Raw genomic sequence first — 25,737 nt, forward strand, 5'->3', positions numbered from 1 at the left:
GCCAACTTAGTCAAACCTAAGTAGACTCACCGGTCGGCTTGGTTCGATTATCCCACCGCATGGGGCGTTTTCGCGGGTAACGCTGCAGCCCTTGCGATTTCATCCACCGGCGGACGGCCCACCCGGGCCCGGCACCCCACTGCGCCATCGGCCCAATGCTGCCATTGCTTTGCTACACCCCGGTTCGGACCGTCGTTATGGTGCTGTTATCGGTCGTTATGGAGTTTGCGAAAAGCTTAGTCAGATTCTTAGAATTAGCCAAATTCACGCCCGAACCGCCCGCACGGCGGACTCGGGCCGCAAATCGAGCCTTCGCAGAAGCTGCGCGTTGAGCGCGACGACCACCGTGGAGACCGACATCAGCACGGCGCCTACCGACATCGGCAACACGAATCCCACGGGCGCCAGCACGCCCGCCGCAAGCGGAACTGAGATCAGGTTGTAACCCGCTGCCCACCAAAGGTTTTGGCGCATCTTGCGGTAGGACTTCCGGGACAGCTCGATCACCGACAGCACTGAGCGCGGATCGGAACTGGCCAGGATCACGCCGGCCGACCCGATGGCCACATCAGTGCCCGCCCCGATTGCGATGCCGACGTCTGCTTGAGCAAGGGCCGGTGCGTCGTTCACACCATCTCCCACCATCGCCACGGTGAGGCCCTCGTGCTGTAGTTCGGCCACCTTGGCCGCCTTGTCCTCGGGGCGCACCCCGGCATAGACCCTGTCGATACCGAGGTCGGCTGCGACGGCCGCGGCCACCGGTTCGGCGTCGCCGGTGATCATGACCACATTCACCCCGAGGCCGTGCAGCGCGTCAACGGCCTGCCTGGACTCCGGCCGGATCTCGTCGGCCAACGCCAGCGCGCCGGCCAGGTCGCCGTCGACCAACACGTGCAGCACGATTGCGCCCTGCCACTGCGCGGTCTCGGGCAGTGGGTCCGCACCTGCCTGCTCCAGCAGCCGCGGACCACCGACCTGGACCCGACGCCCATCCACCATGGCACTGACCCCGACCGCGGGCGACGAACTGAACTCTGTCGACGCGGGCACCGTCAGGCCACGCCGCTGCGCCGCCGCCACGATCGCCTTAGCCAGTGGATGCTCAGAGCCGGCTTCGGCAGCTGCCGCCAGCGTCAGCATCTCGTCGTCGGAGCCTGCCTTCGCGAGCACGGCGGTCACCGTGGGTTCGCCCTTGGTGAGCGTGCCGGTCTTGTCGAACAGCACCGCACGGACCGTGCGCATGGTCTCCAGCGCCAGCCGGTCCTTGACCAGCACCCCGCCGCGGGCAGCCCGCTCGGTCGCGATGGACACCACAAGCGGGATGGCCAGGCCCAGTGCGTGCGGGCAGGCAATCACCAACACCGTGATGGTGCGGACCACTGCCTGGTCGGGCATTCCCAGATATGTCCAGACCGCCGCGGTCACGATTGCGGCGCCCAGCGCGAACCAGAAGAGCCAGCCGGCCGCACGATCGGCCAGCCGCTGTGCGCGCGACGAGGAATTCATCGCGTCGGCGACCATCCGCTGGATGCCGGCCAGCGCCGTGTCGTCGCCCACCGCCGTCACAGTGATGCGCAATCCGGAATCGGTGGCAACCGTGCCGGCGACGACGTCGTCCCCGACGCCGCGTCGCACTGGCCGCGATTCACCGGTCACCATCGACTCGTCGATGTCGGCGGCTCCGTCCACGATCCGCCCGTCGACGGGCACGCTGCCGCCCGGCCGGACGATCACGACGTCACCGACACGCAACTCGGACGGGGCCACGACCACGACCTGCTCGTCGTCCTCGACGCGCTCGGCTTCGTCGGGCAACAGCGCGGCCAGCGAGTCCAGCGCCGAGGTGGTCTGCGCGAGAGACCGCATCTCGATCCAGTGTCCCAACAGCATGATGACGATCAGCAGCGCGAGCTCCCACCAGAAATCCAGTTCGTGGTGCAGCACGCCGAGACTGGCGCCCCAGGACGCGATGAATGCGACGGTGATCGCCAGGCCGATCAGCAGCATCATTCCCGGTGCGCGCGAGCGGATTTCACTGATCGCACCGGACAGGAACGGTCGGCCGCCCCAGAAGTACATGACCGTGCCGAGCACCGGGGAGACCCACCGCGCTCCCGCGACGTCGGGAAGGGAGTAGCCCAGCAGCATCGCGAACATCGGCGAGAACGCGACCGTCGGGACCGCGAGCACCGCCATGATCCAGAACAGCCTCCGGAACTGCCCGACATGCCCGGCGTGATCGCCGTGCCCGCTGTGTCCACCGTGCTGGGCTGCGTGCCCGTGCTGTGCGTGATCGGTCATGGTCATGGCCCCATCGTATACCCCTAGGGGGTATAGCGCCAGGACGCTGGACGGCACTGTGGATCGCGATGCAATATCCACTGAGTACCCCGTTGGGCCGCATGGGCGTCGAAACCGCCGAGGAGGGCCCCGATCGCTGCGTGGCGTCGATCCCGGCAGGTGGGCTCCACAACCCGCTGACCGGGGCACCGACGCTCGCCCCGTTGGCGGTGCTCGTCGACCATGTCGGAGGCCTGGTCAACCACCATCGCCGGGGACCCGAGGAGTGGACGGTGTCCAGTGAGCTGGCCGTCGAGTTCACCCCCGACGCGATCGCCATCGTCGCAGCCCGACCGCAGTTGCCGGTGGTGGCAACCGGTCGGCCTTTCGGCCCCAAAGGTTCCGCACCACTGGCGCTGTGCGAACTCACCCATGCCGGGACGCTGGTCGCAACCGCCACGGTGCGGTCCTTCCACATCACCGCCCCCGGCCATCTCGTCGAGTGGCCGACCGAATCGGCCGTCGGCGCACCACCCGACGGGCTGACCGCCCGGATGGCGGTGGAGGTCGCCGAGAGCGGCGGCCGGACGACGGTGTTGCGGCAGCTATCGGATTCGGTGGTGAACAACAGCATGGGCATCGTGCACGGCGGGATATCTTCCGCCGCATTGGAACTGGTGGCATCGGCGGCGGTGAACGAGGGCCGTGCCGACGACCCGCTGCACACCGCTTCGCTGCGGGTCAACTTCCTGCGCCAGTTCCGCGGTGGTGACACGTCCCGCTATGAGGGGACCGCGTTGCGCGTCGGCCGCAGCACCGGTGTGGCCGACGCAACCGCCGTCGGCGACGACGGGAAAGTGGCACTGGTGGCCCGTCTGACCGCCTACCGCTGAACCAGGCATCCGCCCAGTAGCATCCGCTTCATGCCACAGGCGCGGGAATCCCACGGCGGTCTCGGCGCTTTCGTCCGGCGGTCCGGCTATCTGCGCAAATGGCTGATCCTCGGGATATCGATCGGCATCATCGCGGGCCTGGGTGCGGTGGTCTTCTACCTCGCACTCGATTACGCGGGCCGGTTCCTGCTCGGTTACCTCGGCGGCTACGACATCCCGAAGCCCACCGGGGACGGCGGCGATGCCGGCTCGTCAGGATTCGACCGGCCCTGGGCGATACCGCTGATCACCTGCGGCGGCGCCCTGGTGTCGGCCTGGCTGGTGGCGAAGTTCGCGCCGGAAGCCGCCGGCCATGGCACCGACGACGCGATCGAGGCCGTCCACACCGATCCGCGCGGCATCCGGGTCAGGGCGATCGTGGTGAAAACCATCGCCAGCGCATTGACCATCGGCTCCGGCGGGTCCGGCGGCAGAGAAGGGCCCGCCGCCCAGATCTCGGCCGGCTTCGGCTCGCTGCTGACCCGCCGGCTGAACCTGTCCGACGACGACGGACGGCTTGCGGTGACGCTGGGCATCGGCGCAGGCATCGGCGCGATCTTCGGGGCGCCCCTTGGCGGCGCGGTCCTGGCCGCCTCGATCGTCTTCCGGGAGGACTTCGACTACAAGGCACTGATACCCGGCTTCATCACCTCGGCGACCGCGTACGCGGTGCTGGGCTCAATCCTCGGGTTCGACCCGCTGTTCGGCTATCTCGCCGCCGACTACCGGTTCGACCATCCCGCGGACCTGGGTTGGTTCGTATTGCTCGGCGTGATCGCCGCCGGCGTCGGATGGTTGTACGCAAAGGTGTTCTACGGCACCGTGGCGTTGACCGCAAAACTGCCCGGCGGCAGGATCCTCAAACCGGCCGTGGGCGGGCTAGCGGTCGGGCTGATCGCGCTCGCCATCCCGCAGGTGCTGGCCAGTGGTTACGGTTGGGCCGAAAAGGCCGCGTCGACAGACACTTTGATGGCCATCCCACTGTGGATCGTGGTGCTGCTGCCGGTCGCGAAGATCCTCGCGACATCGCTGTCCATCGGCACCGGCGGATCGGGCGGCATCTTCGGGCCCGGTGTGGTGATCGGGGCGTTTGTCGGCGCCGCATTGTGGCGGCTGGGCGACATCGCGGGTGCCCCGGGATTACCGGACGGCCCCGCCGTTTTCGTGGTGGTCGGCATGATGGCCTGCTTCGGCAGCGTCGCCCACGCGCCCCTGGCCGTGATGATCATGGTGTGCGAGATGACCGGATCATTCTCGGTGATTCCGGGGGCAATGGTCGCGGTCGGTATCGCCTACCTGCTCATCTCCCGGTCCGACGTGTCGATCTACAAGTCGCAGCGACTCGACCGCGACCACGTATAACGAATCCATTGAGCACCGATCACGTTGGTGCGGCGTCAATCTCGATTGGCAAACAATTGCGCAACGCCTAACCTGCCATTCACCGATGGCATGTCAGGGTAGCGGGGATGACCGCATCCGACCCTAGAGGAGTCCTCATGCGTCCGCCGACAATGACACACAGATTGGCCGCCGAGTTCATCGGCACGTTCTGGCTCGTACTGGGCGGTTGTGGTAGCGCTGTCTTCGCCGCCGCGTTTCTGTCGAATGACGGCATATCCATGGGAATCGGCTTCCTCGGTGTCGCCCTGGCCTTCGGCCTCACCGTTCTCACGGGCGTCTATGCCTTCGGCGTCATCTCGGGTGGGCACTTCAATCCGGCCGTCACTCTGGGGGCCGCGCTGGCCAAGCGGGTGGAGTGGAAAGCAGTAGTGCCCTACTGGATTTCACAGGTGATCGGTGGCCTGGTGGCGGGTGTGGTGATCTACGTGATCGCCAAGGGTCAAGAGGGCTGGAGCGCGACCGGAAACATGGCCGCCAACGGATTCGGCGAGAACTCGCCCGGCGGATATTCGCTGGTGGCCGTGCTGATCGCGGAGATCGTGCTGACCGGCATCTTCCTGCTCGTCATCCTCGGCTCGACCGACGACCGAGCTCCCAAAGGATTCGCCGGCCTGTCGATCGGGCTCACCTTGACGCTCATCCACCTGATCTCGATCCCGATCTCCAACACGTCGGTCAACCCGGCACGGTCGACCGCGGTCGCGTTCTTCAACGGCGCAGGCGCGCCCGCACAGTTGTGGGCGTTCTGGCTGGCGCCGCTGATCGGCGCGGCGATCGCCGGTGTGGCGTACCCGTTCTTGTTCGGCGTGGCCGAGGAGATGGCTGAGCGCCCGATGCGCGACGACGCACTCGACGCCTAGGTGAGATGGTCGAATTCCCCACTGACCCAACGGATATGAGTCTCGGCTGACTTGTGCACCACATCCTTGGCGGCGCTGTCGATCTCGTCGCCTCCAAGGGTGTAGAGCCGGTCGTAGTCGTATGCGTCGAGCCGGTCCACGATGCGTCGCACCACCGCGGCGGACAGCGGCACATGCTTGGGGAAGTTGCGCTGGAACGAGACCCAGTTCCTGGCCAGCCCACCACTGATCGTGTCCCCGACCAACAGCGTGCCGTCGGCGGTCAGTGCCACCGAACTACCCCGCATATGCCCACCGACGTGCAGCAGCCGTACGCCGAGTACCGGCTCCGCTTCACCGGTCCACAGCTCGATCAACGGATCGATCTGCGGAATCCACTCCTGGTCAAGAGCATTGACGTACACCGGAATGCCGCCGAACTCCCTGCTCCAGCTCAGCTGCGCGCCGAACATGTGCGGATGGCTCGGCGCGATGGCCGCAACCCCACCGAGGCGGCGCACCAGCTCGAGGATGTCGTCATCGAGATAGGCCGGTGAGTCCCACAGCAGGTTCCCGTGCGCCGTCTGGACCAGAAACGACCGGTGTCCGATGGCGAAGCGTGGCGCGCGGCGCAGGCTGTGCACGCCCCGACCGTGATCCACGTGTTCGGTGTGATGCGGTTGTGTCGCAAGCGCTTCCAGCGTGGTCCAAGTCCCGTGCGGTGGCAGATCGCCGCGTTCGGAGATCGCGACCTCCTCCGAGGTCAGCACACAACTGTTCGCCGGCGGCGGGTTGTCGGAATCCGCGTGCTCGATACCGCATCCGGTGCATATCCAGGTAGGCATGCAGCCAGGCTGACACCTGAACCCTGGTTGAGGTCAACTCCTCCGTTACGCGGACTTGCGGCGCGCCTTGCCTGCCGCCCCCCGCTCGGTGGGCGCCCCCTCGTGCGCCAACTCGCCGCCGGCACTTTCCAGGTGGGCACGCACGAACCACTGGAACTTCTCCAGTTCGGCCGCATGGTCGATCAGGACGTCCTGCGACACCAGATCAAGCTCCTCGAGCTTCTGGATGGCTTTGCGGGTGTCCTCGATGACCCCGTTGTAAACGAGATCCAGCGCGGCGAGGTGCGCCTGCACGTTGTCGCGGCGGACGGAATAGTCGTCCCAGCTACGGTCGGCGACGATGGCACCCGGGGTGCCCTTCGGTGACTGACCCAGCGCGGCAATCCGCTCGGCCACTTCGTCGGCGTAGCCGCGCACCAACTCCACTTGCGGATCGATCATCTCGTGCACGCCGATGAAGTTGGGGCCGACGACGTTCCAGTGGATGTGCTTGAGCGTCAGGTGCAGGTCGTTGTAGGTGCTGAGCTGCTTCTGCAGCAGTCCTGCCACCTCGCTACCTTGCTTGTCGGTAAGGCCGGGAATGGTGAATGTCTTCGCGGATGACGGCATTGCGGCTCCTTTCGCCTGCGGGGTAGTCCGCGCGTCGGATACCCGTCGGCCGCAACCGGTAATCACCGGCCGGCTCACAGTGCTTTCAGGTTCGGTATCGCCTGCCGGGCACCGCGCCGCGGATTGACCGCCAGACCACTGGCCAACAACAACCGCACAGCCCGGTGTCGATGTGGCCGCAGCGGTTCCAGCAGTTCGACCATCTCGTCGTCGTCGATCGGCTTGCCCAGCAGGCTCAGTCCGACCGTCTTGGCGAGGTGATAGTCGCCGACCGACAACGCATCGGAATCACCGAAAGCCCGTTGCACGGTCTCGGCGGCCGTCCACTCCCCCACCCCGGGCAATGACCGCAGGCCGATCACGGCACGCTCGGCACTCAGCCGTTCCAAGGCCTCCGCCCGCTGGGCGCAGCCGACGATTGTGCGCGCCCGGCCCGGATCCACATTGGCGCGGTGGAATTCCCAGGACGGTATGCGCCGCCAGACCTCGGGGCCGGGCGGCACCCGCATGCCGACCGGAGCGGGCCCGGGAGCCGGAGCGCCGTACCTGTTCACCAATGCCCGCCAGGCCCGCCACGCGTCCATGCCCGACACCCGCTGTTCGATGACCGCCGGGATCAACGCCTCCAGTACCCGGCCGGTGCGCCCGAGGCGCAGATGCGGCACCCGCCGATACGCCTCGGCGATCGTCGGCTCGACCGGGTCGAAGCCGGAGTCGTCGTCATCGGCGCCCAGCAAGCCGGGCAGACCGTCGAGAAACTCGTCGGCACCCTCGCCCCACACCTCGCAATCGACCGTGTCCGGCGCCGACTTACCGATCCGCGCGGTCACCGGGCCGGACCGCATGAAGCTGGTGCGCCAGATGGCGCCGTCGGGCGTCACGCGGAAACACGGGTCACCGCCGCTGCGACGCAACGGAGCCAGCGTCAAGCCCGGGCTGGCCGGGCCGCTGAACACCACACTGGCGCTGGGCATCGCACCAGGCTATGCCCCAGTCACGACAGGGTGATGTCGGCCTTGTCCGGGTAGAACGCGACCCGGCCGGCGATTTCGGCGACGGCGGGATAGGGCTGTTCGTAGGTCCAGATCACGTCTTCGAAAGAACCGACGTTGTAGTAGGCGGCCTCGCCCTTGTACGGGCAGTAGGTGGTGGTGTCGCTGCGGGTCAGCAGTGCGGGCACCACATCGGCCAACGGGATGTACTGCACCGCCGGATAGGTCGATTCCTGCAAGTTCAACGCGTCGTCGGTCTCGGCGACCACTTCGCCGTCGATCCGCACAGTGACGTGCTTGCCGGTGGGAGTGATGGTGATGGGGTGTGCGGCCGTGGGCTGCAACACAGGGCGATCGGTCATGACAGTTTCAACGTGACCACGCTCACCATTCTTCCGGCTCGGTCAATACGATTTCCTCCATGACCGCCCCTGTGAAAGCCTCCGTCTCCATCTCCGCCGATCCCGCCGCGGTGTACGCGCTCATCACCGATCTCCCGACGCTGTCCTCGCTCGCCGAGGAAGCCCACGCGATGGAATGGCAGAAGGGCACTTCGGCCACTCCGGGCTCGGTGTTCAAGGGCCAAAACCGCAACGGCTCGAAGTCGTGGAGCACCACCTGCACCGTCACCGACGCCGAACCCGGGAAAACCTTCGCGTTCGACGTGAAGACGCTCGTGCTTCCCGTCGCGCACTGGCGCTACGACATCGCCCCGGCAGAGAACGGTTGCACGGTGACCGAGTCCACCTGGGACCGCCGGGCCGGTTGGTTCAAGGCGCTTGCAGGCCGGGCCACCGGGGTGTCCGACCGGAACACCGCCAACGCCGAGCACATCAAACTCACCCTGCAGCGCCTCAAGGAACGGGCCGAAGGCCACTAGAACGGGCCGCAGCCGACTCATTTCTGCCATCCCGCGATCAATCTCTGCCACCGGGATTATCGCTCTGAGCTGTGTGTTTTACCTGGCATACCGCAAAGAGCGGAAGTCGAAGGAGACAGAAATGAAGAAGTTCGGAATCGCCGTCATCGCCGCAAGCGGACTGAGCGCAGCCGTCCTGGGCCTCGCCTCCCCGGCCCAAGCCGTCGCGCCGACAGCCACCGGAACCACCACCATCTCCGCCGGTGTCGACCACCTGGGCTGGCTGGATCAGATCCAGCCCAAGGTCAACGTTCCGAAGGTGGACACCACCGTGCGCCACAGTGGCCGATGAAGCCAACCAGCGAAGGAGGGGCATCCCGGAAACGGGGTGCCCCTCCTTCCTTTTGAAGGGTGTTCCAGAATCAGCACTGCCAGACAAGTGTCAACGTCGAGGATCGCAGCCGCATACTGACTTCAACCCTCGACGTAGTGACAGACGGCCCTCTAGGAATCAGGAAACAACGGTTCAGAACGCGTAGCGGTGATACTGCGCCATATATCGCAGAGCCGGGATGGGCCGCATGATGCTCGCCATCACTCGGTAGTACCAGGCCACCTCCTTGAATACAGCGTCGTCGAACGGTGACGACCAGGCCAGCAGCCTGGTGCCGGGCACGGCGCGCAGGATGTCGTCTGGCTTGTTGATGGCCCAGTAGAGCGTGGCGCCCGACCTCCGCACCACCGCGTTCATCCATTGAGATTTGATGCCCAGGCTGTTGAACGCGTCGAACTGCAGTTCACCCGATCCGGAACGGTCGACGATCCGTCGCAGCAGCGCCATCCCGTCAGCTTCGGTGAGGTACATGGTGAGCCCCTCACCGATCATCAGTGTCGGCCGGCCGGCCGGAATGTCTTGCAGCCAAACCGGATCGGTCACCGACGCCGCCACCAGGTGGTAATGGTCGTGACTTGGGTAGAGCTGCTCACGCAGATGTGCGACGTCGGGATAGTCGATGTCGTACCACTCGACACCCGGCCCGGGATCGAGCCGGAAGTACCGGCCGTCGAGTCCGCAGCCCAGATGCAACACCACGGCGTCTGGATGGACGGCCAGGAACTGGCGGGTCCATCTGTCGAAGTGCGCGCTCCGGGTTGTCACCGAAGGAGAATTCGCCGCGGTGATCGAGGTCCGGCTCCAGTCGTAGTCGATCCGGTCGGCGATCTCGGCGGCCAAGCGGTCACCGAGGATCGGCTTGGGCAGTCCCGCATCCAGCGCTTTGGCGTAGAACGTCGCGAGCATGGTTTGCGGCGCGCCGCTGAGGTCGACTTTCAGTTTGTCGGTCATGACCCCACGCTAGCCCCGCAATAGGCTTGCGGCACAGGGGCTTAACGCCCACCGGCGTGGCGTTCAGCCCGCTTTGCGCGCTTGCTTGGCCGCCCTCACACCGACCCAGAACTTCGCCGCCTCGGCGATGGATTCCTCCACCGGGCCTGGCTCCCAACCGAGTTCGCGCACAGCCTTGGAGTGGTCGAGTTCAGCCTCGGCTCGCATCAGCCGCAGCGACTCCAGTGACAGCCGTTCGTCAGTGCCGCGCAGCTTGCCCTTCACGCTGCCCGCCGCGGCCAGTAGCCAGGACACCGGCAGCGGGAGCGAGCGGGCCGGTGGCGCCACCCCTGCCGCCTCCGCTGCCAGCCGCGCCACCTGGGCGTTGCTGATCAATTTCTCCGAGATCAGGTAACGCTCGCCGGCACGGCCATGTTCGGCCGCCAGGATGAGCGCCCGGGCCGCATCGTCGACGCCGACGGCTTCCAGCTCGATCCCGTTCATCACGAACGGCAGCTTCCCGAACGCGGCGCCCGCGATGATGGCGCCGTGCGGGGTACGGCCCCAGTCACCGCTGCCGTAGGTGGTGGACACGCACATCGCGACGGCGGGCAGCCCACGCTCCCGCGCGTAGCGCAGCACCAGATCCTCGGCCTGTACGCGGGACTTCACGTAGGGGGTCACCCGACGCAGATCGATCACGTCGTCCTCGGTGGCGCGCCTGCCGCGTTTGCGTCCGACGGTGACGTAGCTGCTGGTGTAGACGAATTTCCGGAGTGCAGGCGCGATATCCGCGGCGATGTCGAGGACGTGGCGGGTGCCCTCGACGTTGGTCCGGAACAGCGGGGTCGGGTCGCGTAGCCAGCCTCTGGCGTCGACGACGCAGTAGTAGACGACGTCGCAGCCGGTCATCGCCTCGCGCAGCACGTCGGCGTCGAAGATGTCGCCGACGAACCGTTGCACCGGCAGGTCATCGATGCCGACGGTGTTCGCGCCCGGCCGAATCATCGCGCGGATCTCGCTGCCGTCGTCCGCGTCGACCAGTTGCCGCAACACATGCGAGCCGAGGAACCCGTTGGCGCCGATGACCAGCTGGGTGCTCACTTCTTGCCTCCGAATTGCTGCATCCAGGCGGCCGCCTCGTCGGGCAGGGTGCCGAGTTCGGCAGCTTTGCGGCACCACTTGCGCCCCGCGGACACGAAGCGCATCGGGTTGTAGACGTCTTCCTGCCGGCTCCACAGCCCGTCACCCGCGTAGGTGATGATCGAGATGTTCGTGGCGGTGATGACGGTGCCGTCACCCGGGTCGACCAACGGGTTGTCGAGTTCGCAGATGATTCGCCCGCCTGCTTCGTCGATCACGTGCCACAGCGACGGGAATGCGGTCATGTAGCTGCCGGGAAAACTCGTCATGGTCTTCCAGATCCAGGCCCGCACCTGCTCACGGCCCTTCATGGTGCCGGCGGCATGCTCGATGTAGTCGACGTCGGGGGTGTAGTGCTCCACCCAGACGTCCCAGTCCTTGGTGCGGGCGGCCCGGTCCACCGTCTGTTCGAAGGTGGCGAAGGCCGCGGCCAGTTCATCGCGGCTGAACTTGCTCATCCCAGAACTAGAACACGTTCTAGCGAGCTTTGTCGAGGGCCGTCACTGCGCCGCGAGCACCTGTCGTCCGCCCAACGGTTCCCGCAGCGGGACATCGATGGTGCCGGCCACGGCGAGCGCGATGCACATGCGGCCGACGGCTTCCGGCGGAGTTCCGCCGCGAAGGCTCACCGTGACGGTCTGTGCGGTCTCCTGCGCGGTGACGTGGACACCGAAGCAGTCCGGGGTGCCTGCGGTGAAGTTGACCGCCAGTCCGTCGCCGCTACGGGTCCAGGATTCGATCCGTGTTTCGTGCGGGTCCACGATCACGGGGTTGTCGACGAACACCGTGCGTGCGGGATCGGGCGGCACCTCAGGCACCGTGTGGGGCTCGGCTGCCGCGGTGGGAACCCCTGTCGCGAGGAGTAAAGCGGCAAGCGCTGTCGTTAGAGCTACACGCATGCGTTCCACGTTAGCGGCGCGCACAATGAAGGTGACAGAAGAGACCGTGCCAATAAGGGGCGATATGAGCAACTACTCCACGGCCATCCTCGCGGGCGGCTGCTTCTGGGGGATGCAGGACTTGATCCGCAAGCAGCCCGGTGTGGTGTCCACCCGGGTGGGTTACACGGGCGGCCGCAACGATCACCCCACCTACCGGAACCATCCGGGCCACGCCGAGGCCATCGAGATCGTCTACGACCCGGCGCAGACCGATTACCGCGCACTGCTGGAGTTCTTCTTCCAGATTCACGACCCGTCGACGAAGGACCGGCAGGGCAACGATGTCGGCTCCAGTTACCGGTCGGCGATCTTCTACGTCGATGACGAGCAGAAGCGCGTGGCGCTGGACACCATCGCCGATGTCGACGCGTCCGGACTGTGGCCGGGCAAGGTGGTCACCGAGGTGACCCCGGCGGTCGACTTCTGGGAGGCCGAGCCCGAGCACCAGGATTACCTGCAGCGCTACCCGAACGGGTACACCTGCCACTTCCCGCGGAAGGGCTGGAAGCTGCCCCGCCGCCAAGCCGCCAGCCAGTAGGCGTCAGCCCCCGAGCGGCGTGCCGCGGCGGCGCATCACGATCCGCCCGCCCGCCGCCGGGGTGTAGGCCACCCCACGGCTGTGCACCAACTCGTCGGCTGCGGTGGTGGCATCGATGACGAAGTGGCGCAACACTGTTCGCAGTACAACGTCCATTTCGACGTTGGCGAATGCGGCGCCGACGCAGCGCCGGGTGCCGCCGCCGAACGGAATCCAGCCCAGACCGGGCCTACTGCCAACGAAGCGTTGTGGATCGAACCGCTCCGGGTTCGGGAACTCCTCTTCCCGTTCCTGGATCTGCGCGATCGCGACGATGATCGAGTAGCCGCGCGGGATCACCCAGTCACCGAGCGCGAACGTCGGCGCGTACACGTGCCTGCCGGCGAAGTCGATGACGGTGCGGGCCCGCTGCACCTCGAGGATGGTGGCCTGCCGGTATTCGTTGTCGTCGGTGGCGGCCTCGGCGACCAATTCCGCCAGCACCTGCGGGTGACGACTGATCCGCTCGAAGGCCCAGCCGAGAGTCGCCGCAGTCGTTTCGTGTCCGGCAGCCAGCAGGGTCAGCAGTTCGTCGCCGATGTCCTTGCGGGACATGGTCGAACCGTCCTCGTAGGCGCTGCGCAACAGCAGCGCCAGGACGTCATCTCGGGTGTCGAAGTCGGGATCGGCCTCGATCCGGTCGATCAACTGGTCGATGACCGCGTCGTACTGTTTGCGGTAGGCGGCGAGCCGTCCCCAGGGGCTGAACCGGCCGTAGGTGCGCTTCGGCGTGGGCAATACCGTCAGCCGCGACCCAAGCGTGACCCATGGTGGGATGATGCGTCGCAGTTCGTCTAATTGTTCACCGTCGGCGCCGAACACCGCACGAAGGATGGCGTTGAGCGTGATTCGCATCATCGGTTCGAGCGTCTCGAACTCCTGCCCGTCTGGCCAGCTCGCCGATTCGCGCAGGGTTTCTTCTTCGAAGATCTTCTCGTAGTTCTTGATGCTCTTGCCGTGGAACGGCGGGGTGAGCAGCTTGCGGCGGCTGCGGTGGTCGGTGCCGTCGAGGGCGAACACCGAGCCGGACCCGAGGATGCGGCTGAGGTTCGGCTGGATGTTGCCGACGTCGGTGGTGTTGGCCTGGAACAGCTGCTTGGCCAGGTGAGGGTCCGCGACCATCACGGTGCGCCCGAACACCGGGATGTTGAGCGTGAAGACGTCGCCGTGCCGACGGCACACGCGCTTGACCACCCAACGCCGGGAAGTCGAGAACCCGATGCCCTGCACCAGCTTTGGAAGCTGCAGCGTCGGCGGGAGCCGAACGTCAGGTGGGGCTTCCACGAGGTTGTCGACGGTTGCTGTTTCGGTCATGCCTTCTCCAGCCAGATCGTGGTACTGCGGTGTACCAGAAGCGATGTGTAGTACGGTACTCGCAGGTACCAAACAGCGCAAGGGGGTCTCATGCCGGCCGCGCTCACCGGTGCCGGATCGAGCGCCGGCACATTTCGGCTACGGCTGCTCGAAGGTCTGGGTTCTGCCATCGACGCGAAGGGCTATCGCGACACCACGGTCGCCGATATCGTGCGCCACGCGCGCACGTCAAAGCGCACCTTCTACGACCAGTTCGCAAGCAAAGAAGAATGCTTCATCGAATTGCTGCGGGCCAACAACGCCGCGCTGGTCGCCAGGATCCGGTCCACTGTGGACCCGGCCGCCGACTGGCAGGACCAGATCGGCCAAGCCGTCGGCGCCTACGTCGACCACATCGAGTCGGCCCCGGCGATCACGCTGAGCTGGATCCGCGAACTGCCCGCACTCGGCAGCGCGGCCCGGCCGCTACAACGCGCCGCATTGCGCGAACTCACGGATCTGCTCATCGATCTCAGCGACAGCGCCGGCTTCCGCCAGGCAGAGTTGCCCGCGCTCACCCGGCCGATGGCGATCATCCTGCTGGGCGGCTTACGTGAACTGACCGCGCTGATCGTCGAGGACGAGCGCGATATCCGCGAGATCTACGCACCGGCACTGGCCGCGTCGAAGGCGATCCTCGGACCGAGACCGGACTAGCCCGTCACGCCTCACCCTGGAAAATGACGATCGTGCCGTCACCGGATTTGTTGCGCAGCTCGAGCCAAGGCCGGTACTCCTCGGACTCGTAGAATTGCAGCAACCGGGTCATCGTGGGGAATTCGATCAGAGTGAAGAACTCCGGATCCCATTGTCCCTCAAGCGTTTGCACCGCCTGGTGTCGCGCGCGGTAGTGCCCGTCGAAGGCTTCGACGATCACCCGGACGCTCGTTGCGTATTCGGCCATGGCTTCGGGGTTCCGGTATCCGGAAGGTGGGTCAACGTGGAGTAGGTAAGCAGACACCACTTATTCAACCCAGAACCAGCCGCGCTGATTTCTCCAACCGGCGCGCAACACCGGGGTACTCCTCGTAACCCATGCCCGCCCACACCAGCGTCCCGGTGTAGAGGAGTTCGAGTGCCTCGATCACATCGGGGTCCACGTCGGACCCCAGCGCCGCGACCAGGCGCAGCCGGATGTCTCCGCCGATGCGCTGCCGCAGCACTTCGACATCGGGATCCTTGCCGAGCAGCGCGTTGGTCACCGCGCCGGCGAACTCGGGCTCGTCGGCGACCAATGAGGCAATGTGCTGGAGCACCTCGACGACGCGGGTGGCCGGGTCGTCGGAGGTGTGCACGGCTGGCGGCGACCCGGACAGCCGGCGCCAGAAGACCTCGGCGACAAGGTGTTCCTTGGAGGAGAAGTACGTGTAGGCGGTGGCCGAGCCGACGCCTGCCTCGGCGGCCACCCGCCGCACTGTCAGCCCGGCGAACCCCTCCCGGCTGATCAGTTCCACCGCCGCCCGGCCAAGGCGTTCCACGGTGTCGGCCTGTCGTGCGCTCAGACGACGGCGAGTCGACTCCAGAGCCGGATCGGACACGTGTCCGGACGCTACTACAACTAGCGGTGACCAGCAACGGTAAGTTGTCTCCCATGAGCCATACCGACACCGCCCTGCCGCCCCGCGCCGAGCGCTTGTTCACCCTGGCCGAGCAGGTCATCGGCTTCATGCCCGCCGACGAAGGACGGGCCCTGTACGACGCCGCGGTCACCTACCTCGGCGGCGGTGTCGGGGTCGAGATCGGCACGTACTGCGGGAAGTCGACGGTCATGCTGGGCGCCGCGGCCCAGGAGACCGGATCGGTTGTCTACACCGTCGACCACCACCACGGTTCCGAGGAACACCAGCCCGGCTGGGAATACCACGACACGTCCATGGTCGACCCCGAGACCGGATTGTTCGACACGTTGCCCACGATGCGGCACACGCTCGATGCCGCGGGTCTCGATGAGCACGTCGTAGCCATCGTCGGCAAGTCGCCCGTGGTGGCAAGAGGTTGGCGAATGCCGTTGCGGCTGTTGTTCATCGACGGCGGACACACCGAAGAGGCGGCGCAGCGGGACTTCGAGGGCTGGGCGCGCTGGGTCGAGGTCGGCGGCGCACTGATCATCCACGACGTGTTCCCGAACCCCGACGACGGCGGTCAGGCACCTTTCCACGTCTACCAGCGCGCACTGAACACCGGCGCGTTCCGGGAGGTCTCCGCGATGGGGTCTATGCGTGTCCTGGAGCGAATCTCCGGCTCACCGGGCGAGCTGGATTAGCGGTCGCTGACCACGCACTCGCAGTCGTATTCGCCTTCCAGCCCGCGCGGGAGGCCCTCTCCTCGGAAGATGCCGCTGGCCGCCGTGGTCGACGACAGCGCATCGGCCGCCAAGATCATCGCTGCGCCCGTCCAGGTGGTGCGCTCCTCGGGCCAGCGTTTCCCGTCGGCGAAAACCAGCCCGGTCCAATAGGATCCGTCAGTCTCGCGCAGATGGTGCATGGCGGCGAACTGCTCGTGCGCACGCGCGGTGTCGCCGATGGCGTCCAGCGCCATCACCAGTTCGCAGGTCTCGGCCCCGGTCACCCAAGGCCGGTGATCGACGCACCGGATACCCAGGCCCGGCACCACGAAATCGTCCCACCGGTCATCGATCCGCGCCTGGGCCGCCTCGTCGCGCAGCGCCCCGCCGAGCACCGGGTAGTACCACTCCATCGCGTGAGTGTCCTTGGTGGAGAACGCTTCTGGATGCTCCGCGATGGCATGGCCGAGTCTGCCGACCGCGACCTCCCATTCCGGCTGCGGCTCATCGAGATAGTCCGCAAGGGCCAGCCCGCACCGGATGCTGTGATACACACTCGCGCATCCGGTCAGCAGCGCCTCGGTGACGGGGCCGGACGGTGTACTGGCCCAGTAGATCTCGCCACCAGGCGCCTGAAGTCCCAGAACGAATTCGATCGCCCGGTTGACCACCGGCCACATCGTCTCGGCGAATCCGCGGTCCTCGGTGATGAGCACGTGATGCCACACCCCGGTGGCGATGTACGCACAGAAGTTGCTGTCGCTGTTGGCATCTTCGACGACGCCGTTGCGCAACTGGATTGGCCAGGATCCGTCGGCCCGCTGTACGGTGCGGCACCAGTCAAAGGCTGCGCGGGCCGGTTCGATGAGCCCCGCGACGGTCAGCGCCATCGCATTCTCGACGTGATCCCACGGGTCGGTGTGACCGCCGTCGAACCACGGCAGGGCGCCTGAGGACTCCTGGGTTGCGGCGATCGACTGCGCGGTCTGGCGGCATTCATCCGGCGTCAATACACCGGGCACACCGGGAATCTCAAGCGGTCGCAACATTCACCGCCCGCTCGGAAAGGCCGGCTTGGTGAAGTACAGCGCCACACTCTTGCCGATCAACGGATTGAGCAACGATTCGGCGGTGCGCGTGAGCCACGGTCGGCCCATCATGTCCCACACGAGCAGCTGGTGGTACGCCTTGACCGCGGGATGGTCGTTCTTCTCCGTGCCGACAGCGCATTTCAGCCACCAGTACGGCGAATGCAGGGCGTGCTCGTGATGGGTGTGGGTGAGCTCGAGACCGTGGGCGAGCACCTTGTCTCGCAATTCGTCGGCCTTGTAGATCCGGATGTGGCCGCCCTCGTTGGCGTGGTATTCGTCGGACAGCAGCCAGCACACCTTTTCCGGCAGCCAGCGCGGAACCGTGATTGCCAGCGAGCCACCGGGTTTGAGGATCCGCACCAGTTCTGCGATCGCTCGGTCGTCTTCAGGGACGTGCTCCAGGATCTCCGAGGCGATGACACAGTCGAAACGGCCGTCCTCGAAGGGCAGGTCCAACGCGTCGCCTTTGACCGCCTCACCGCGGGCCGACAGCGGGACGTCGCCTTCCTCGCGCATCGCCTGCAGCATGGTGTCGACGTCGTTCAGGTCGGACACGCTCTGGTCGAAGCCGATCACATCGGCGCCACGCCGATATGCCTCGAAGGTGTGTCTGCCTGCCCCGCAGCCGACGTCGATAACGGAGGTGCCGGGCCCGACGCCCAGGCGGTCGAAGTCGACTGTCAGCACGGTTTCACTCCCATCCGATCACGCGCCAGCTCGTACACCGAAACAGTCTGTGCGGCAACCGATTCCCAACTGAAGACGTCGAGCGCCCGCTGCCGGCCCGCGGCCCCCAGCTTGCGCCGCTCCAACGGCGAGTCGAGCAGCTGCCCCAGAACCGAGGTGAGCTCGTCGACGTCGGCCGGTCGGACCAGCCGCGCACACTCACCGTCATTGCCGACCACCTCGGGCAGCGCACCGGCGCGGCTGGCCACGATCGGAGTGCCGCTGGCCATCGCCTCGACCGCCGGCAACGAAAAGCCTTCGTAGAGAGAGGGAATGCAGGCCACTTCGGCCGAAGCCAGCAGGGCGGCCAGTTCACCGTCGGTCAATCCGCTCGAGCTGTGCACGATGTCCGAGATACCGAGCTCGGCAATGAGTTTCTCGGTCGGGCCGTTGGGATCCAGCTTGGACACCAGCTGCACGTCGAGGTTTCGCTCCACCCGCAGCCGCGCGACCGCGTGCAGTAGGTGGCTGATGCCCTTGAGTGGTACATCGGCGCTGGCGATCGCGATGATCCGGCCGTTCACCCGATGCTCGGCGGGCTTGAACAACTCGGTGTTCACGCCGAGCGGCACGATGTGGAGCTGATTCTGGGTCACCCCGAAGTCTTCGGCGATATCGGCCGCCGAGGAAGACGACACCGTGAGCAGCTCCGGGATCTGCCGTGCGACCTTCTTCTGCATCTCGGCGAAGCCGTACCACCGGCGCACCAGCGGTTTACGCCACCACTTGGCGGCCGCGACGTCGAGGACGCGGTCACGGGTGATCGGATGGTGCACGGTCGCCACCACCGGCAGGCCGAGGTCAGGGATCTTCAGCAGGCTGGTGCCCAGGCTCTGGTTGTCGTGGACCACGTCGAACTCGTCACGGCGCTCGGCAAGGATCCGCGCGACGCGCATCGTGAAGGTCCGCGGTTCAGGGAAGCCTGCCGTCCACATGGTCAGCAGTTCGAGGGCGTCGATGCGATCGCGGATCTCACTCGGTCGCGGCACGCGGAACGGGTCGGGTTCGCGGTACAGGTCGAGGCTCGGCACCTTGGTCAGGCGAACGCGTGGGTCCAGGCCGTCGGGATAGGGCTGGCCCGAGAAAACCTCGACCTCGTGGCCCAGTTCGGCCAGCCCACGGCTCAGATGGCGTACATAGACACCCTGGCCGCCACAGTGGGTCTTGCTCCGGTAAGACAGCAATGCAATACGCATGATTCAGCTCACCGCACGGCAGGAATCGCGCTGAACTGGGAAAACACACTCACGCGGCGACTCCGAAACCTCTGGACATGTGTCCAGACTATAGTTTGACCGGCTATCCGACGCAACGCGTCCGTCCGCTAGACCCGATCCGGCACGACGAACGCGAACGGCCTCCGAAAGCCGAGTCCACTGATTCGCGAACCACGCACCGCCGCGACACCGACCGGAACAACCCTGCCCGATGACGGTTCGTAGCACTGCAGCAGCTCATCGGTTGCCTCGACGATCAATACCCAGTGCCGTGGAATGCCCAGCATGCCCCCATCGCCGATCAGCATCGGGACGGGCCAGTCCGCGGCAGCGGCACTACACACATCCGCCAGCATGTCGCGAGCACCACGGAACCGCCTCCAGCGGTAGACGACGCCGAGTTCGGAACTGTGCCCGGTCAACGCTCGCGCCATCCCTACGGGCGTCGTGCCCAGGCGGCGCGGCCAGATCGTGTTGACGTGAGCGTGAATCCGGCCCTGCTCGTCGGCGAACCATGAACTGCCGTCCGGGCCCAGCAACCCTGCGCGATACGTTGGATCCAGCAGGGCGCCCGCCACGACGGCGACGGTTGGGCCGCACGTGACCCCGTCGCGCTGGCGCAGGCCCAACGCCGCCAGTTTCGCCGGCTTCACGCAAATCCTGTCATCGGTCGACAAATTTCTGCCATCGGAATTAAACCCGTTGAACGGCAGGTTTTACCGGGCATATCGCAGCGTAGCGAAAAGAAGAAATGGGGACAGGAAAGTGAAGAAGACAATCAGGCAGTTCGGCATCGGCGCCGCCCTCGCAAGTGGATTGGCCGCTGCCGTCATCGGATTCGCCGCACCCGGCCAGGCTGCACCCAGCGGGCCCAGCAACGCACAGCAGACCATCAGCGAGCTGCAGGCGCAGGGCTACAAGGTGGTCGTCAACCGGCTCGGTTCGACACCGCTGGATCAGGCAACGGTCGTCTCGGTACGGCCCGGACAAAGCTTCAGCCGCACCGACACCCTCAGCAGCGCGGTCACCCAGCGCACCGTTTACGTGGACGTGAAGTAACGGGCTTTCGCTTTCCCCGACAGGCACGCATGATCGGCTTCCGCAGTCGATAATGGCGGCATGGCAGTGAAAATGGCGGGCCTTCTGGCGGCCAATCTCGAATCGCTTCGATATCAGCCGACTGCCAAACGAATTCGGGTGTGCCTGGGCGGGGAGCCGGTGATCGACACGTGCGATGCCGTCCTGGTGTGGGAGCCTCGGCGGGTCGTCCCGACCTATGCCGTGCCGCGCTCCGCGCTTGCTGCTCAACTGGTCCCGGCGGGTGGCGATTCCGGTGACGACGAGATCCCCGGATTCCTCGACCCGTCGGTGCCGTTCACCACACACACCTGCCCCGGTACCGGTTTCGACGTCATCGCCGGCGAAGAGACGGGCCCCGCGGCGGCCTACCGACCCGACGATCCGGACCTGGCCGACTACGTGATCCTCGACTTCGCCACCTTCGAGTGGCGCGAGGAGGACGAGCCGATCGTCGCGCACCCGCATGACCCGTTCCACCGCATCGACATCCGGCGCAGTCGTCGCCACATCCGGATCGAGCTCGACGGTCGTCAGCTCGCGGAATCGTCACGGCCGACGCTGTTGTTCGAGACCCTGCTGCCGACCCGCTTCTACCTGCCGCGCGAAGACGTGACCACCGAACTGGAACTCAGCCAGACCGTCACATACTGCGCGTACAAGGGCCGGGCGAGCTATTACTCGGTGCCCGACGGACCGGCCGACGTGGCCTGGACGTACCACGAACCCCTTGTCGACGCCGAGCGCGTCCGCGACCGCATCTGCTTCTTCGACGAGCACGTCGATGTCTTCGTGGACGGTGAGCGCCGCGACCGCCCGGTCACTTCGTGGAGCAAGCGCTAACTACCCAAGCCCGGCGGTACCAGGTACCTCTGTTTCAGCCTGCTCAGTTCTGGCAACATCTCCCACCAACGGGATTCGTTCGGACATAGTCAGTGGGTGGGGAACATGATGAGTTCGTCGAACGTATCGCTGGTTGCTGCGGCAGGCACCGAAGGCGGTGGCGCTGCGCTCGACCAGGTCATCGGCATGTCGGTGGTGGCCATGGTTGTCACGGTGGCCTTGTTGTGGATCGGCTATCTGCACCGGATGCGCCGCATCACCTGGCTGAACAACTTCGCCGAGTGGCTGGGCAACAAATTCCATCGCCCGCCGTGGGTGGCGTTGCAGGTGTTCCTGTTCACCTCGACCATCATCTGCGCGCTGTTCGGGTTCATCTGGGATGTCAGCCTGCACATCGGTAAAGGCCGCGATGAGGGCCCGCTGGCGAACCCCGCCCACTACTTCATCCTGATCGGCCTGTTCCTGCTGTTCATCGCGGGCTCGATGGCGATCGTGCTGCCCTACGAGAAGCCCGGTCCGGCTGCCATCCGCATCACCCGAACCTGGTACGCGCCGGTGGGTGGGGTGCTGATGGCGCTGTGCGGGCTGTACGCCCTGATCGGCTTCCCCCTCGACGACGTCTGGCACCGCATTTTCGGTCAGGACGTCACTCTTTGGGGTCCAACGCATTTGATGTTGATCGGCGGTGCGGGCCTGTCATTGATCGCGGTGTTGCTGCTCGAGCATGAGGGCCGGGTGGCCATGGGCCCGGACGTGGCCGAGGACAGCAAGTTCAACAAGTTCCTCTACTACCTGACTTTCGGCGGTCTTTTCATCGGGCTGTCGGTGTTCCAGATCGAGTACGACTTCGGCGTCGAACAGTTCCGCCTTGTGCTGCAACCGATGATGATCGCGGGTGCCGCGGCCATGGCCGCCGTCGCCGCGCGTCTGGTGCTGGGCCCTGGTGCGGCGCTGATCGCCGCGGGATTCGCCGTCGTGCTGCGCGGTGCCGTCGCATTGGTCGTCGGCCCGGTGCTGGGCGCCCCCATGAGTTGGTTCGCCCTGTACCTCGGCCCGGCCCTGGTGGTGGAACTGCTGGCGCTGACCCCACTTGTCAAGCGGCCCATCATCTTCGGCGCGGTCGGCGGGCTTGGCGTGGCGACCGCGGGCCTTTGGCTGGAATCGTTGTGGATCGACGCGGTGTACCGATACCCGTGGCCGACCAGCATGTGGGCCGAGGCGTTGGCGATGGCGATTCCCGTCGCGGTCGCCATGGGCTTGTGCGGCGCGCTGCTGGCGCTGGTACTCACCGGCCAGCGATTGCCCCGGCCCGCGGTGGGCATCTCGGTCGTGATCGCGACGGTGCTGGTGCTCGGCGGCGCCGTGGCCAGCGGCCTGCGAACCGAGGTTCCGGAGAATGCCAATGCCACAATCACTTTGACCGACCTGCCCAGCGATGAAGGCCAACGCATGGTGTCGGCCGACGTGCAGATCACGCCGGCGAACCTCGTCAGCGACAATCCGGAATGGGTGTCGATCCTGGCCTGGCAGGGCGGCCTGGACAACCAACGCGGTCTGGTCGTCAATCCGCTGGAGAATGTCGGTCCCGGCCACTACCGCTCCACCCAGCCGATCCCGGTGTGGGGTAGTTGGAAGACCCTGCTGAGGGTCCAGGACGGCACCACCATGGCCGGGGTGCCGATATACCTTCCGGCCGATCCGGGCATCGGGGCCGAGGAAACTCCCGTGCAGGCATCGAGCACGAGGGACTTCGTTCAGGAGATCACCCTGCTGCAGCGCGAACGCAACCTGGACCATCCCTCTTGGCTGTTCAACGTTGCTTCGCTGGTGGTGTTGGTGTGCACCCTGATCCTGATCGCCGCGCTGACGTGGGGCGCAGGCCGGATCAATGCCCGAGAACTGGCGGCGGGCAGCAAGATTGACGAGCCCCGGCCGGTCCAGCCGCAGACGTGATGACCTACCAAGCCGACCACACCCTGCTGCTGGCGTTGCCGGCGTTCGCGCCGGCCGTCGTGGTGGTCGGTGTGGTGGTCTACATCGCGATGCGGGACCGGCGCAGAGGCGATACGCCTCAAGGTGAAGATGGGCACGAGTCAGGCCAAGATGGTTCACCGTGACCAACCGTAGAAGCGCATTCATCGTCCTGGCGGCCGCAGCAGCACTGATCACAGCCGGCTGCGGCAGCTCAGACAGCGGTACCGCCGAGAGCCCCGCAGCCAGTCCAGCCAGTCCCACCGAGTCCACGGTCAGCCCGTCGGACATGACCGACCAGCAGCAGGCGCCCAACCGGCTGGTGATCGATGTGACCATCAAAGGTGGCGAGGTGACCCCGACCAACGCCCAGCTGCAGGGCAAGGTCTCCGAACCGATCGTGGTGCGGGTCAACAGCGATGCCGCCGACGAGCTGCATGTGCATTCCAACCCCGAGCACACGTTCAAGATCGAGCCGCGCAACGGGCAGCAGTTCCAGTTCACCGTGGATGTGCCGGGCACTGTCGACATCGAACTGCACCACCTGACCCGCACCATCGCAAGCGTGCAAGTACAGCCGTGACTTCGGATCGAACCGCGATACTGGCGCACGGCCTGGGCGGTTCGACCGACCTTCCCATCCCGTTCACGTACGCACTGATCGGTGCGGCGTGGACGCTGACGTTCACGTTCGCCGTCGTCGCCTTCGCCTGGCGGCGGCCGAGATTCGACCCCGCCAAACCGGGACGGCCGCTGCCGGGCTGGGTGACGACGGTCGTGGACTCCCCCGTCACCCGGTGGATCGTCGGCGTGCTTGCGCTGGCTTTCACGGGATGGGTGGCGGTCGCGGCGTTCTGGGGACCGCAGGACGCGAACAATCCACTGCCCGGCGTGTTCTACGTGCTGCTGTGGGTCGGGCTGGTCGCGCTGTCCCTGGCTTTCGGCCCGGTGTGGCGGGTCATCTCACCGGTGCGCATCGTGTACCGACTGTTGCGCAGCACCGTCCAGCGCTATCCAGATCGCCTCGGCTACTGGCCCGCAGCTGCGGGCCTGTTCGCGTTCGTCTGGCTCGAGCTGGCCAGCCCGAACCCGGGATCCGTTGCGGCCATTCGCAACTGGCTGCTGGTCTACCTCGCGGTGACGTTCGCCGGAGCGCTGTTCTGCGGGCCGCGGTGGCTGTCGAACGCCGACCCGTTCGAGGTGTACAGCATGGTGGCGTCGCGGTTGTCACCGTTGCGACGCCATGCCGGCCGCATCGTGGTGGGCAATCCGTTCGACCATCTGCCGTCGTTGCCGGTGCGCTCCGGCGTCGTCGCGGTCCTCGCCGTGCTGCTCGGATCGACGGCGTTCGACAGCTTCTCGGCGATGCCACAGTGGCGTAACTTCGTCGACGCCAACTCTGGCTCGGCACTCGGCGCCACCCTGATCCGCACCACCGGCTTGCTGGTTTTCGTCGCCACGGTGGCGCTCACCTTCTGGGCGGCCGCCCGCGCCACCGGCGGCGTTGACCGAGGACGCCGCAGCGAGCTGCCCGGCCTGATGGCACATTCGCTGATCCCGATCGTCATCGGCTACGTGTTCGCCCACTACTTGTCGTACCTAGTCGAGAAGGGTCAGGAGACGCTGATCCTGCTGTTCGGGCTCGACCATGAGGTCAACTATGTTCTGTCGCTTCACCCGACGCTGCTGGCCACCCTGAAGGTCGGGTTCGTGCTGGCCGGGCACGTGGCCGGCGTGATCGCCGCACACGACCGGGCGCTGCAGCTGCTACCCAAGCAGAACCAACTCACCGGACAACTCGCGATGATGCTGGTGATGGTCGGGTACACGTTCACCGGGTTGTACCTGCTGTTCGGCGGGTAGTTTTGAGTCATGCGCGCACTCATCGTCGTCGACGTGCAGAACGACTTCTGCGAGGGCGGCTCGTTGGCGGTCGCCGGTGGTGCCGAGGTGGCCCGTGGGATCACCGAACTGCTTGCCGACGAGCACGGGTACGACCATGTGGTGGCTACCCAGGACTTCCACATCGACCCGGGCGAGCACTTCTCCGACACTCCCGACTTCCGGGTGTCCTGGCCGCGTCACTGCGTGGCCGAGACGCCCGGCGCGGCCTTCCACCCCGAGTTCGACGCGGGCAGCGTCGAGGCGGTGTTCAAGAAGGGGCACTATTCAGCCGCCTACAGCGGCTTCGAAGGCACCGACGACACCGGGGCGACGCTGGCCGACTGGCTGCGGCAGCGTGACGTCGACGCGGTCGACGTGGTGGGCATTGCGACGGACTACTGCGTGGCGGCCACCGCGGCCGACGCGGCAAGCGCGGGCTTCACGACGCGGGTCCTGTCGGGGCTGACGGCCGGCGTGGCACCGGCCAGCACCGCTACGGCGATCGACGAATTGCGCGCCGCCGGCGTGGCGATTTCCTAGCGCGAG

At 66.2% G+C, this 25,737-nt stretch carries 31 protein-coding genes; 15 read left to right on the top strand and 16 right to left on the bottom strand.

Annotation, left to right across the window (positions count from 1 at the left end):
- Positions 1-264: 264 nt before the first annotated feature.
- Positions 265-2,307, bottom strand: coding sequence for a heavy metal translocating P-type ATPase (locus ABQF30_RS12730; protein WP_448464129.1), 2,043 nt, complete (start codon positions 2,305-2,307; stop codon positions 265-267).
- A gap of 62 nt (positions 2,308-2,369) precedes the next feature.
- On the opposite strand from ABQF30_RS12730, the gene ABQF30_RS12735 reads away from it, so the two are divergent.
- From ABQF30_RS12735 to aqpZ, 3 genes are all read left to right on the top strand, one after another.
- Entirely contained in the window at positions 2,370-3,173 is an 804-nt protein-coding gene (locus ABQF30_RS12735; protein WP_448464131.1) for a PaaI family thioesterase, read from the top strand.
- A gap of 30 nt (positions 3,174-3,203) precedes the next feature.
- Positions 3,204-4,574: a chloride channel protein gene (locus tag ABQF30_RS12740; protein WP_448464133.1), complete on the top strand. Its 1,371-nt coding sequence runs from the start codon at positions 3,204-3,206 to the stop codon at positions 4,572-4,574.
- A 137-nt stretch (positions 4,575-4,711) separates the two neighbouring features.
- Entirely contained in the window at positions 4,712-5,476 is a 765-nt protein-coding gene (aqpZ, locus tag ABQF30_RS12745; protein ID WP_448464135.1) for an aquaporin Z, read from the top strand.
- On the opposite strand, the gene ABQF30_RS12750 is transcribed toward aqpZ, so the two are convergent.
- The 4 genes from ABQF30_RS12750 to ABQF30_RS12765 all read right to left on the bottom strand — a co-directional run bounded on the left by ABQF30_RS12750 (position 5,473) and on the right by ABQF30_RS12765 (position 8,263).
- Positions 5,473-6,300, bottom strand: a complete 828-nt coding sequence (locus ABQF30_RS12750) for an MBL fold metallo-hydrolase (RefSeq protein WP_448464137.1) — start codon at positions 6,298-6,300, stop codon at positions 5,473-5,475. The genes aqpZ and ABQF30_RS12750 overlap by 4 nt on opposite strands.
- 45 nt (positions 6,301-6,345) lie before the next feature.
- Positions 6,346-6,909 carry a Dps family protein gene (locus ABQF30_RS12755; protein WP_448464139.1) on the bottom strand — a complete coding sequence of 188 codons (564 nt, stop codon included), beginning with the start codon at positions 6,907-6,909 and terminating at the stop codon, positions 6,346-6,348.
- A gap of 74 nt (positions 6,910-6,983) precedes the next feature.
- Positions 6,984-7,883, bottom strand: a complete 900-nt coding sequence (locus ABQF30_RS12760) for a DNA-3-methyladenine glycosylase family protein (RefSeq protein WP_448464141.1) — start codon at positions 7,881-7,883, stop codon at positions 6,984-6,986.
- Between the two features lie 20 nt (positions 7,884-7,903).
- Positions 7,904-8,263, bottom strand: a complete 360-nt coding sequence (locus ABQF30_RS12765) for a DUF427 domain-containing protein (protein WP_448464143.1) — start codon at positions 8,261-8,263, stop codon at positions 7,904-7,906.
- A 59-nt stretch (positions 8,264-8,322) separates the two neighbouring features.
- Here ABQF30_RS12765 and ABQF30_RS12770 point away from each other — a divergent pair, with 59 nt between their 5' ends.
- Both ABQF30_RS12770 and ABQF30_RS12775 read left to right on the top strand, forming a co-directional pair.
- Positions 8,323-8,781: an SRPBCC family protein gene (locus ABQF30_RS12770; protein ID WP_448464145.1), complete on the top strand. Its 459-nt coding sequence runs from the start codon at positions 8,323-8,325 to the stop codon at positions 8,779-8,781.
- Between the two features lie 121 nt (positions 8,782-8,902).
- Entirely contained in the window at positions 8,903-9,112 is a 210-nt protein-coding gene (locus ABQF30_RS12775) for a hypothetical protein (RefSeq protein ID WP_448464147.1), read from the top strand.
- Between the two features lie 174 nt (positions 9,113-9,286).
- Here the strand turns inward: ABQF30_RS12775 and ABQF30_RS12780 are convergent, their stop codons facing one another.
- The 4 genes from ABQF30_RS12780 to ABQF30_RS12795 form a co-directional block, all read right to left on the bottom strand.
- Positions 9,287-10,105, bottom strand: a complete 819-nt coding sequence (locus ABQF30_RS12780) for a class I SAM-dependent methyltransferase (RefSeq protein ID WP_448464149.1) — start codon at positions 10,103-10,105, stop codon at positions 9,287-9,289.
- 63 nt (positions 10,106-10,168) lie between these two features.
- On the bottom strand, positions 10,169-11,188 hold the full coding sequence (locus tag ABQF30_RS12785) for an NAD-dependent epimerase/dehydratase family protein (protein WP_448464151.1): 1,020 nt from the start codon (positions 11,186-11,188) through the stop codon (positions 10,169-10,171).
- Positions 11,185-11,685 carry a nuclear transport factor 2 family protein gene (locus ABQF30_RS12790; protein WP_448464153.1) on the bottom strand — a complete coding sequence of 167 codons (501 nt, stop codon included), beginning with the start codon at positions 11,683-11,685 and terminating at the stop codon, positions 11,185-11,187. Before ABQF30_RS12790 ends, ABQF30_RS12785 begins: the two co-directional genes overlap by 4 nt.
- A gap of 42 nt (positions 11,686-11,727) precedes the next feature.
- Positions 11,728-12,126: a hypothetical protein gene (locus ABQF30_RS12795; protein ID WP_448464155.1), complete on the bottom strand. Its 399-nt coding sequence runs from the start codon at positions 12,124-12,126 to the stop codon at positions 11,728-11,730.
- Between the two features lie 64 nt (positions 12,127-12,190).
- Between ABQF30_RS12795 and msrA the strand changes: the two genes are divergently transcribed.
- Positions 12,191-12,706, top strand: coding sequence for a peptide-methionine (S)-S-oxide reductase MsrA (gene msrA, locus ABQF30_RS12800; RefSeq protein ID WP_448464157.1), 516 nt, complete (start codon positions 12,191-12,193; stop codon positions 12,704-12,706).
- A gap of 3 nt (positions 12,707-12,709) precedes the next feature.
- On the opposite strand, the gene ABQF30_RS12805 is transcribed toward msrA, so the two are convergent.
- Entirely contained in the window at positions 12,710-14,059 is a 1,350-nt protein-coding gene (locus ABQF30_RS12805; protein ID WP_448464159.1) for a cytochrome P450, read from the bottom strand.
- Positions 14,060-14,149: 90 nt separating this feature from the next.
- Between ABQF30_RS12805 and ABQF30_RS12810 the strand changes: the two genes are divergently transcribed.
- Positions 14,150-14,755 (top strand): TetR/AcrR family transcriptional regulator, encoded by a 606-nt coding sequence (locus tag ABQF30_RS12810; RefSeq protein ID WP_448464161.1) that lies wholly within the window; start codon positions 14,150-14,152, stop codon positions 14,753-14,755.
- Positions 14,756-14,759: 4 nt separating this feature from the next.
- Here ABQF30_RS12810 and ABQF30_RS12815 read toward each other — a convergent pair whose 3' ends face one another.
- A complete protein-coding gene (locus ABQF30_RS12815; protein WP_448464163.1) occupies positions 14,760-15,062 on the bottom strand; it encodes a DUF1330 domain-containing protein in 303 nt (100 codons plus the stop codon).
- A 4-nt stretch (positions 15,063-15,066) separates the two neighbouring features.
- Entirely contained in the window at positions 15,067-15,636 is a 570-nt protein-coding gene (locus tag ABQF30_RS12820) for a TetR/AcrR family transcriptional regulator (RefSeq protein ID WP_448464165.1), read from the bottom strand.
- 53 nt (positions 15,637-15,689) lie between these two features.
- Here ABQF30_RS12820 and ABQF30_RS12825 point away from each other — a divergent pair, with 53 nt between their 5' ends.
- Entirely contained in the window at positions 15,690-16,361 is a 672-nt protein-coding gene (locus ABQF30_RS12825; RefSeq protein WP_448464167.1) for a class I SAM-dependent methyltransferase, read from the top strand.
- Here ABQF30_RS12825 and ABQF30_RS12830 read toward each other — a convergent pair.
- The 4 genes from ABQF30_RS12830 to ABQF30_RS12845 form a co-directional block, all read right to left on the bottom strand.
- On the bottom strand, positions 16,358-17,431 hold the full coding sequence (locus ABQF30_RS12830) for an MMP endo-(1,4)-3-O-methyl-alpha-D-mannosidase (protein WP_448464169.1): 1,074 nt from the start codon (positions 17,429-17,431) through the stop codon (positions 16,358-16,360). The two genes, ABQF30_RS12825 and ABQF30_RS12830, sit on opposite strands and share 4 nt — an antisense overlap.
- Positions 17,432-18,160 (bottom strand): class I SAM-dependent methyltransferase, encoded by a 729-nt coding sequence (locus ABQF30_RS12835; RefSeq protein ID WP_448464171.1) that lies wholly within the window; start codon positions 18,158-18,160, stop codon positions 17,432-17,434.
- Positions 18,154-19,395 carry an MMP alpha-(1->4)-mannosyltransferase gene (locus tag ABQF30_RS12840; protein ID WP_448464173.1) on the bottom strand — a complete coding sequence of 414 codons (1,242 nt, stop codon included), beginning with the start codon at positions 19,393-19,395 and terminating at the stop codon, positions 18,154-18,156. The genes ABQF30_RS12835 and ABQF30_RS12840 overlap by 7 nt, the downstream gene beginning before the upstream one ends.
- A gap of 128 nt (positions 19,396-19,523) precedes the next feature.
- Positions 19,524-20,069, bottom strand: coding sequence for a hypothetical protein (locus tag ABQF30_RS12845; RefSeq protein WP_448464175.1), 546 nt, complete (start codon positions 20,067-20,069; stop codon positions 19,524-19,526).
- A gap of 124 nt (positions 20,070-20,193) precedes the next feature.
- On the opposite strand from ABQF30_RS12845, the gene ABQF30_RS12850 reads away from it, so the two are divergent.
- The 7 genes from ABQF30_RS12850 (at position 20,194) to ABQF30_RS12880 (ending at position 25,731) form a co-directional block, all read left to right on the top strand.
- Positions 20,194-20,475, top strand: a complete 282-nt coding sequence (locus ABQF30_RS12850; protein WP_448464958.1) for a hypothetical protein — start codon at positions 20,194-20,196, stop codon at positions 20,473-20,475.
- A gap of 60 nt (positions 20,476-20,535) precedes the next feature.
- The gene (locus ABQF30_RS12855) at positions 20,536-21,336 is read left to right on the top strand and encodes a DUF427 domain-containing protein (protein ID WP_448464177.1); all 801 of its coding nucleotides are present in this window, start codon (positions 20,536-20,538) and stop codon (positions 21,334-21,336) included.
- A 108-nt stretch (positions 21,337-21,444) separates the two neighbouring features.
- Positions 21,445-23,289, top strand: a complete 1,845-nt coding sequence (locus ABQF30_RS12860) for a hypothetical protein (RefSeq protein WP_448464960.1) — start codon at positions 21,445-21,447, stop codon at positions 23,287-23,289.
- Positions 23,289-23,453 (top strand): hypothetical protein, encoded by a 165-nt coding sequence (locus ABQF30_RS12865; RefSeq protein WP_448464179.1) that lies wholly within the window; start codon positions 23,289-23,291, stop codon positions 23,451-23,453. The genes ABQF30_RS12860 and ABQF30_RS12865 overlap by 1 nt, the downstream gene beginning before the upstream one ends.
- Positions 23,450-23,890, top strand: coding sequence for a hypothetical protein (locus tag ABQF30_RS12870; RefSeq protein ID WP_448464181.1), 441 nt, complete (start codon positions 23,450-23,452; stop codon positions 23,888-23,890). Before ABQF30_RS12865 ends, ABQF30_RS12870 begins: the two co-directional genes overlap by 4 nt.
- Complete coding sequence (locus ABQF30_RS12875; RefSeq protein WP_448464183.1) at positions 23,887-25,170, top strand: hypothetical protein; 1,284 nt, start codon at positions 23,887-23,889, stop codon at positions 25,168-25,170. Before ABQF30_RS12870 ends, ABQF30_RS12875 begins: the two co-directional genes overlap by 4 nt.
- A gap of 9 nt (positions 25,171-25,179) precedes the next feature.
- Positions 25,180-25,731, top strand: coding sequence for an isochorismatase family protein (locus ABQF30_RS12880; RefSeq protein WP_448464185.1), 552 nt, complete (start codon positions 25,180-25,182; stop codon positions 25,729-25,731).
- Positions 25,732-25,737 lie beyond the last annotated feature (6 nt).

The organism is Mycolicibacterium sp. XJ870, assembly GCF_053483975.1.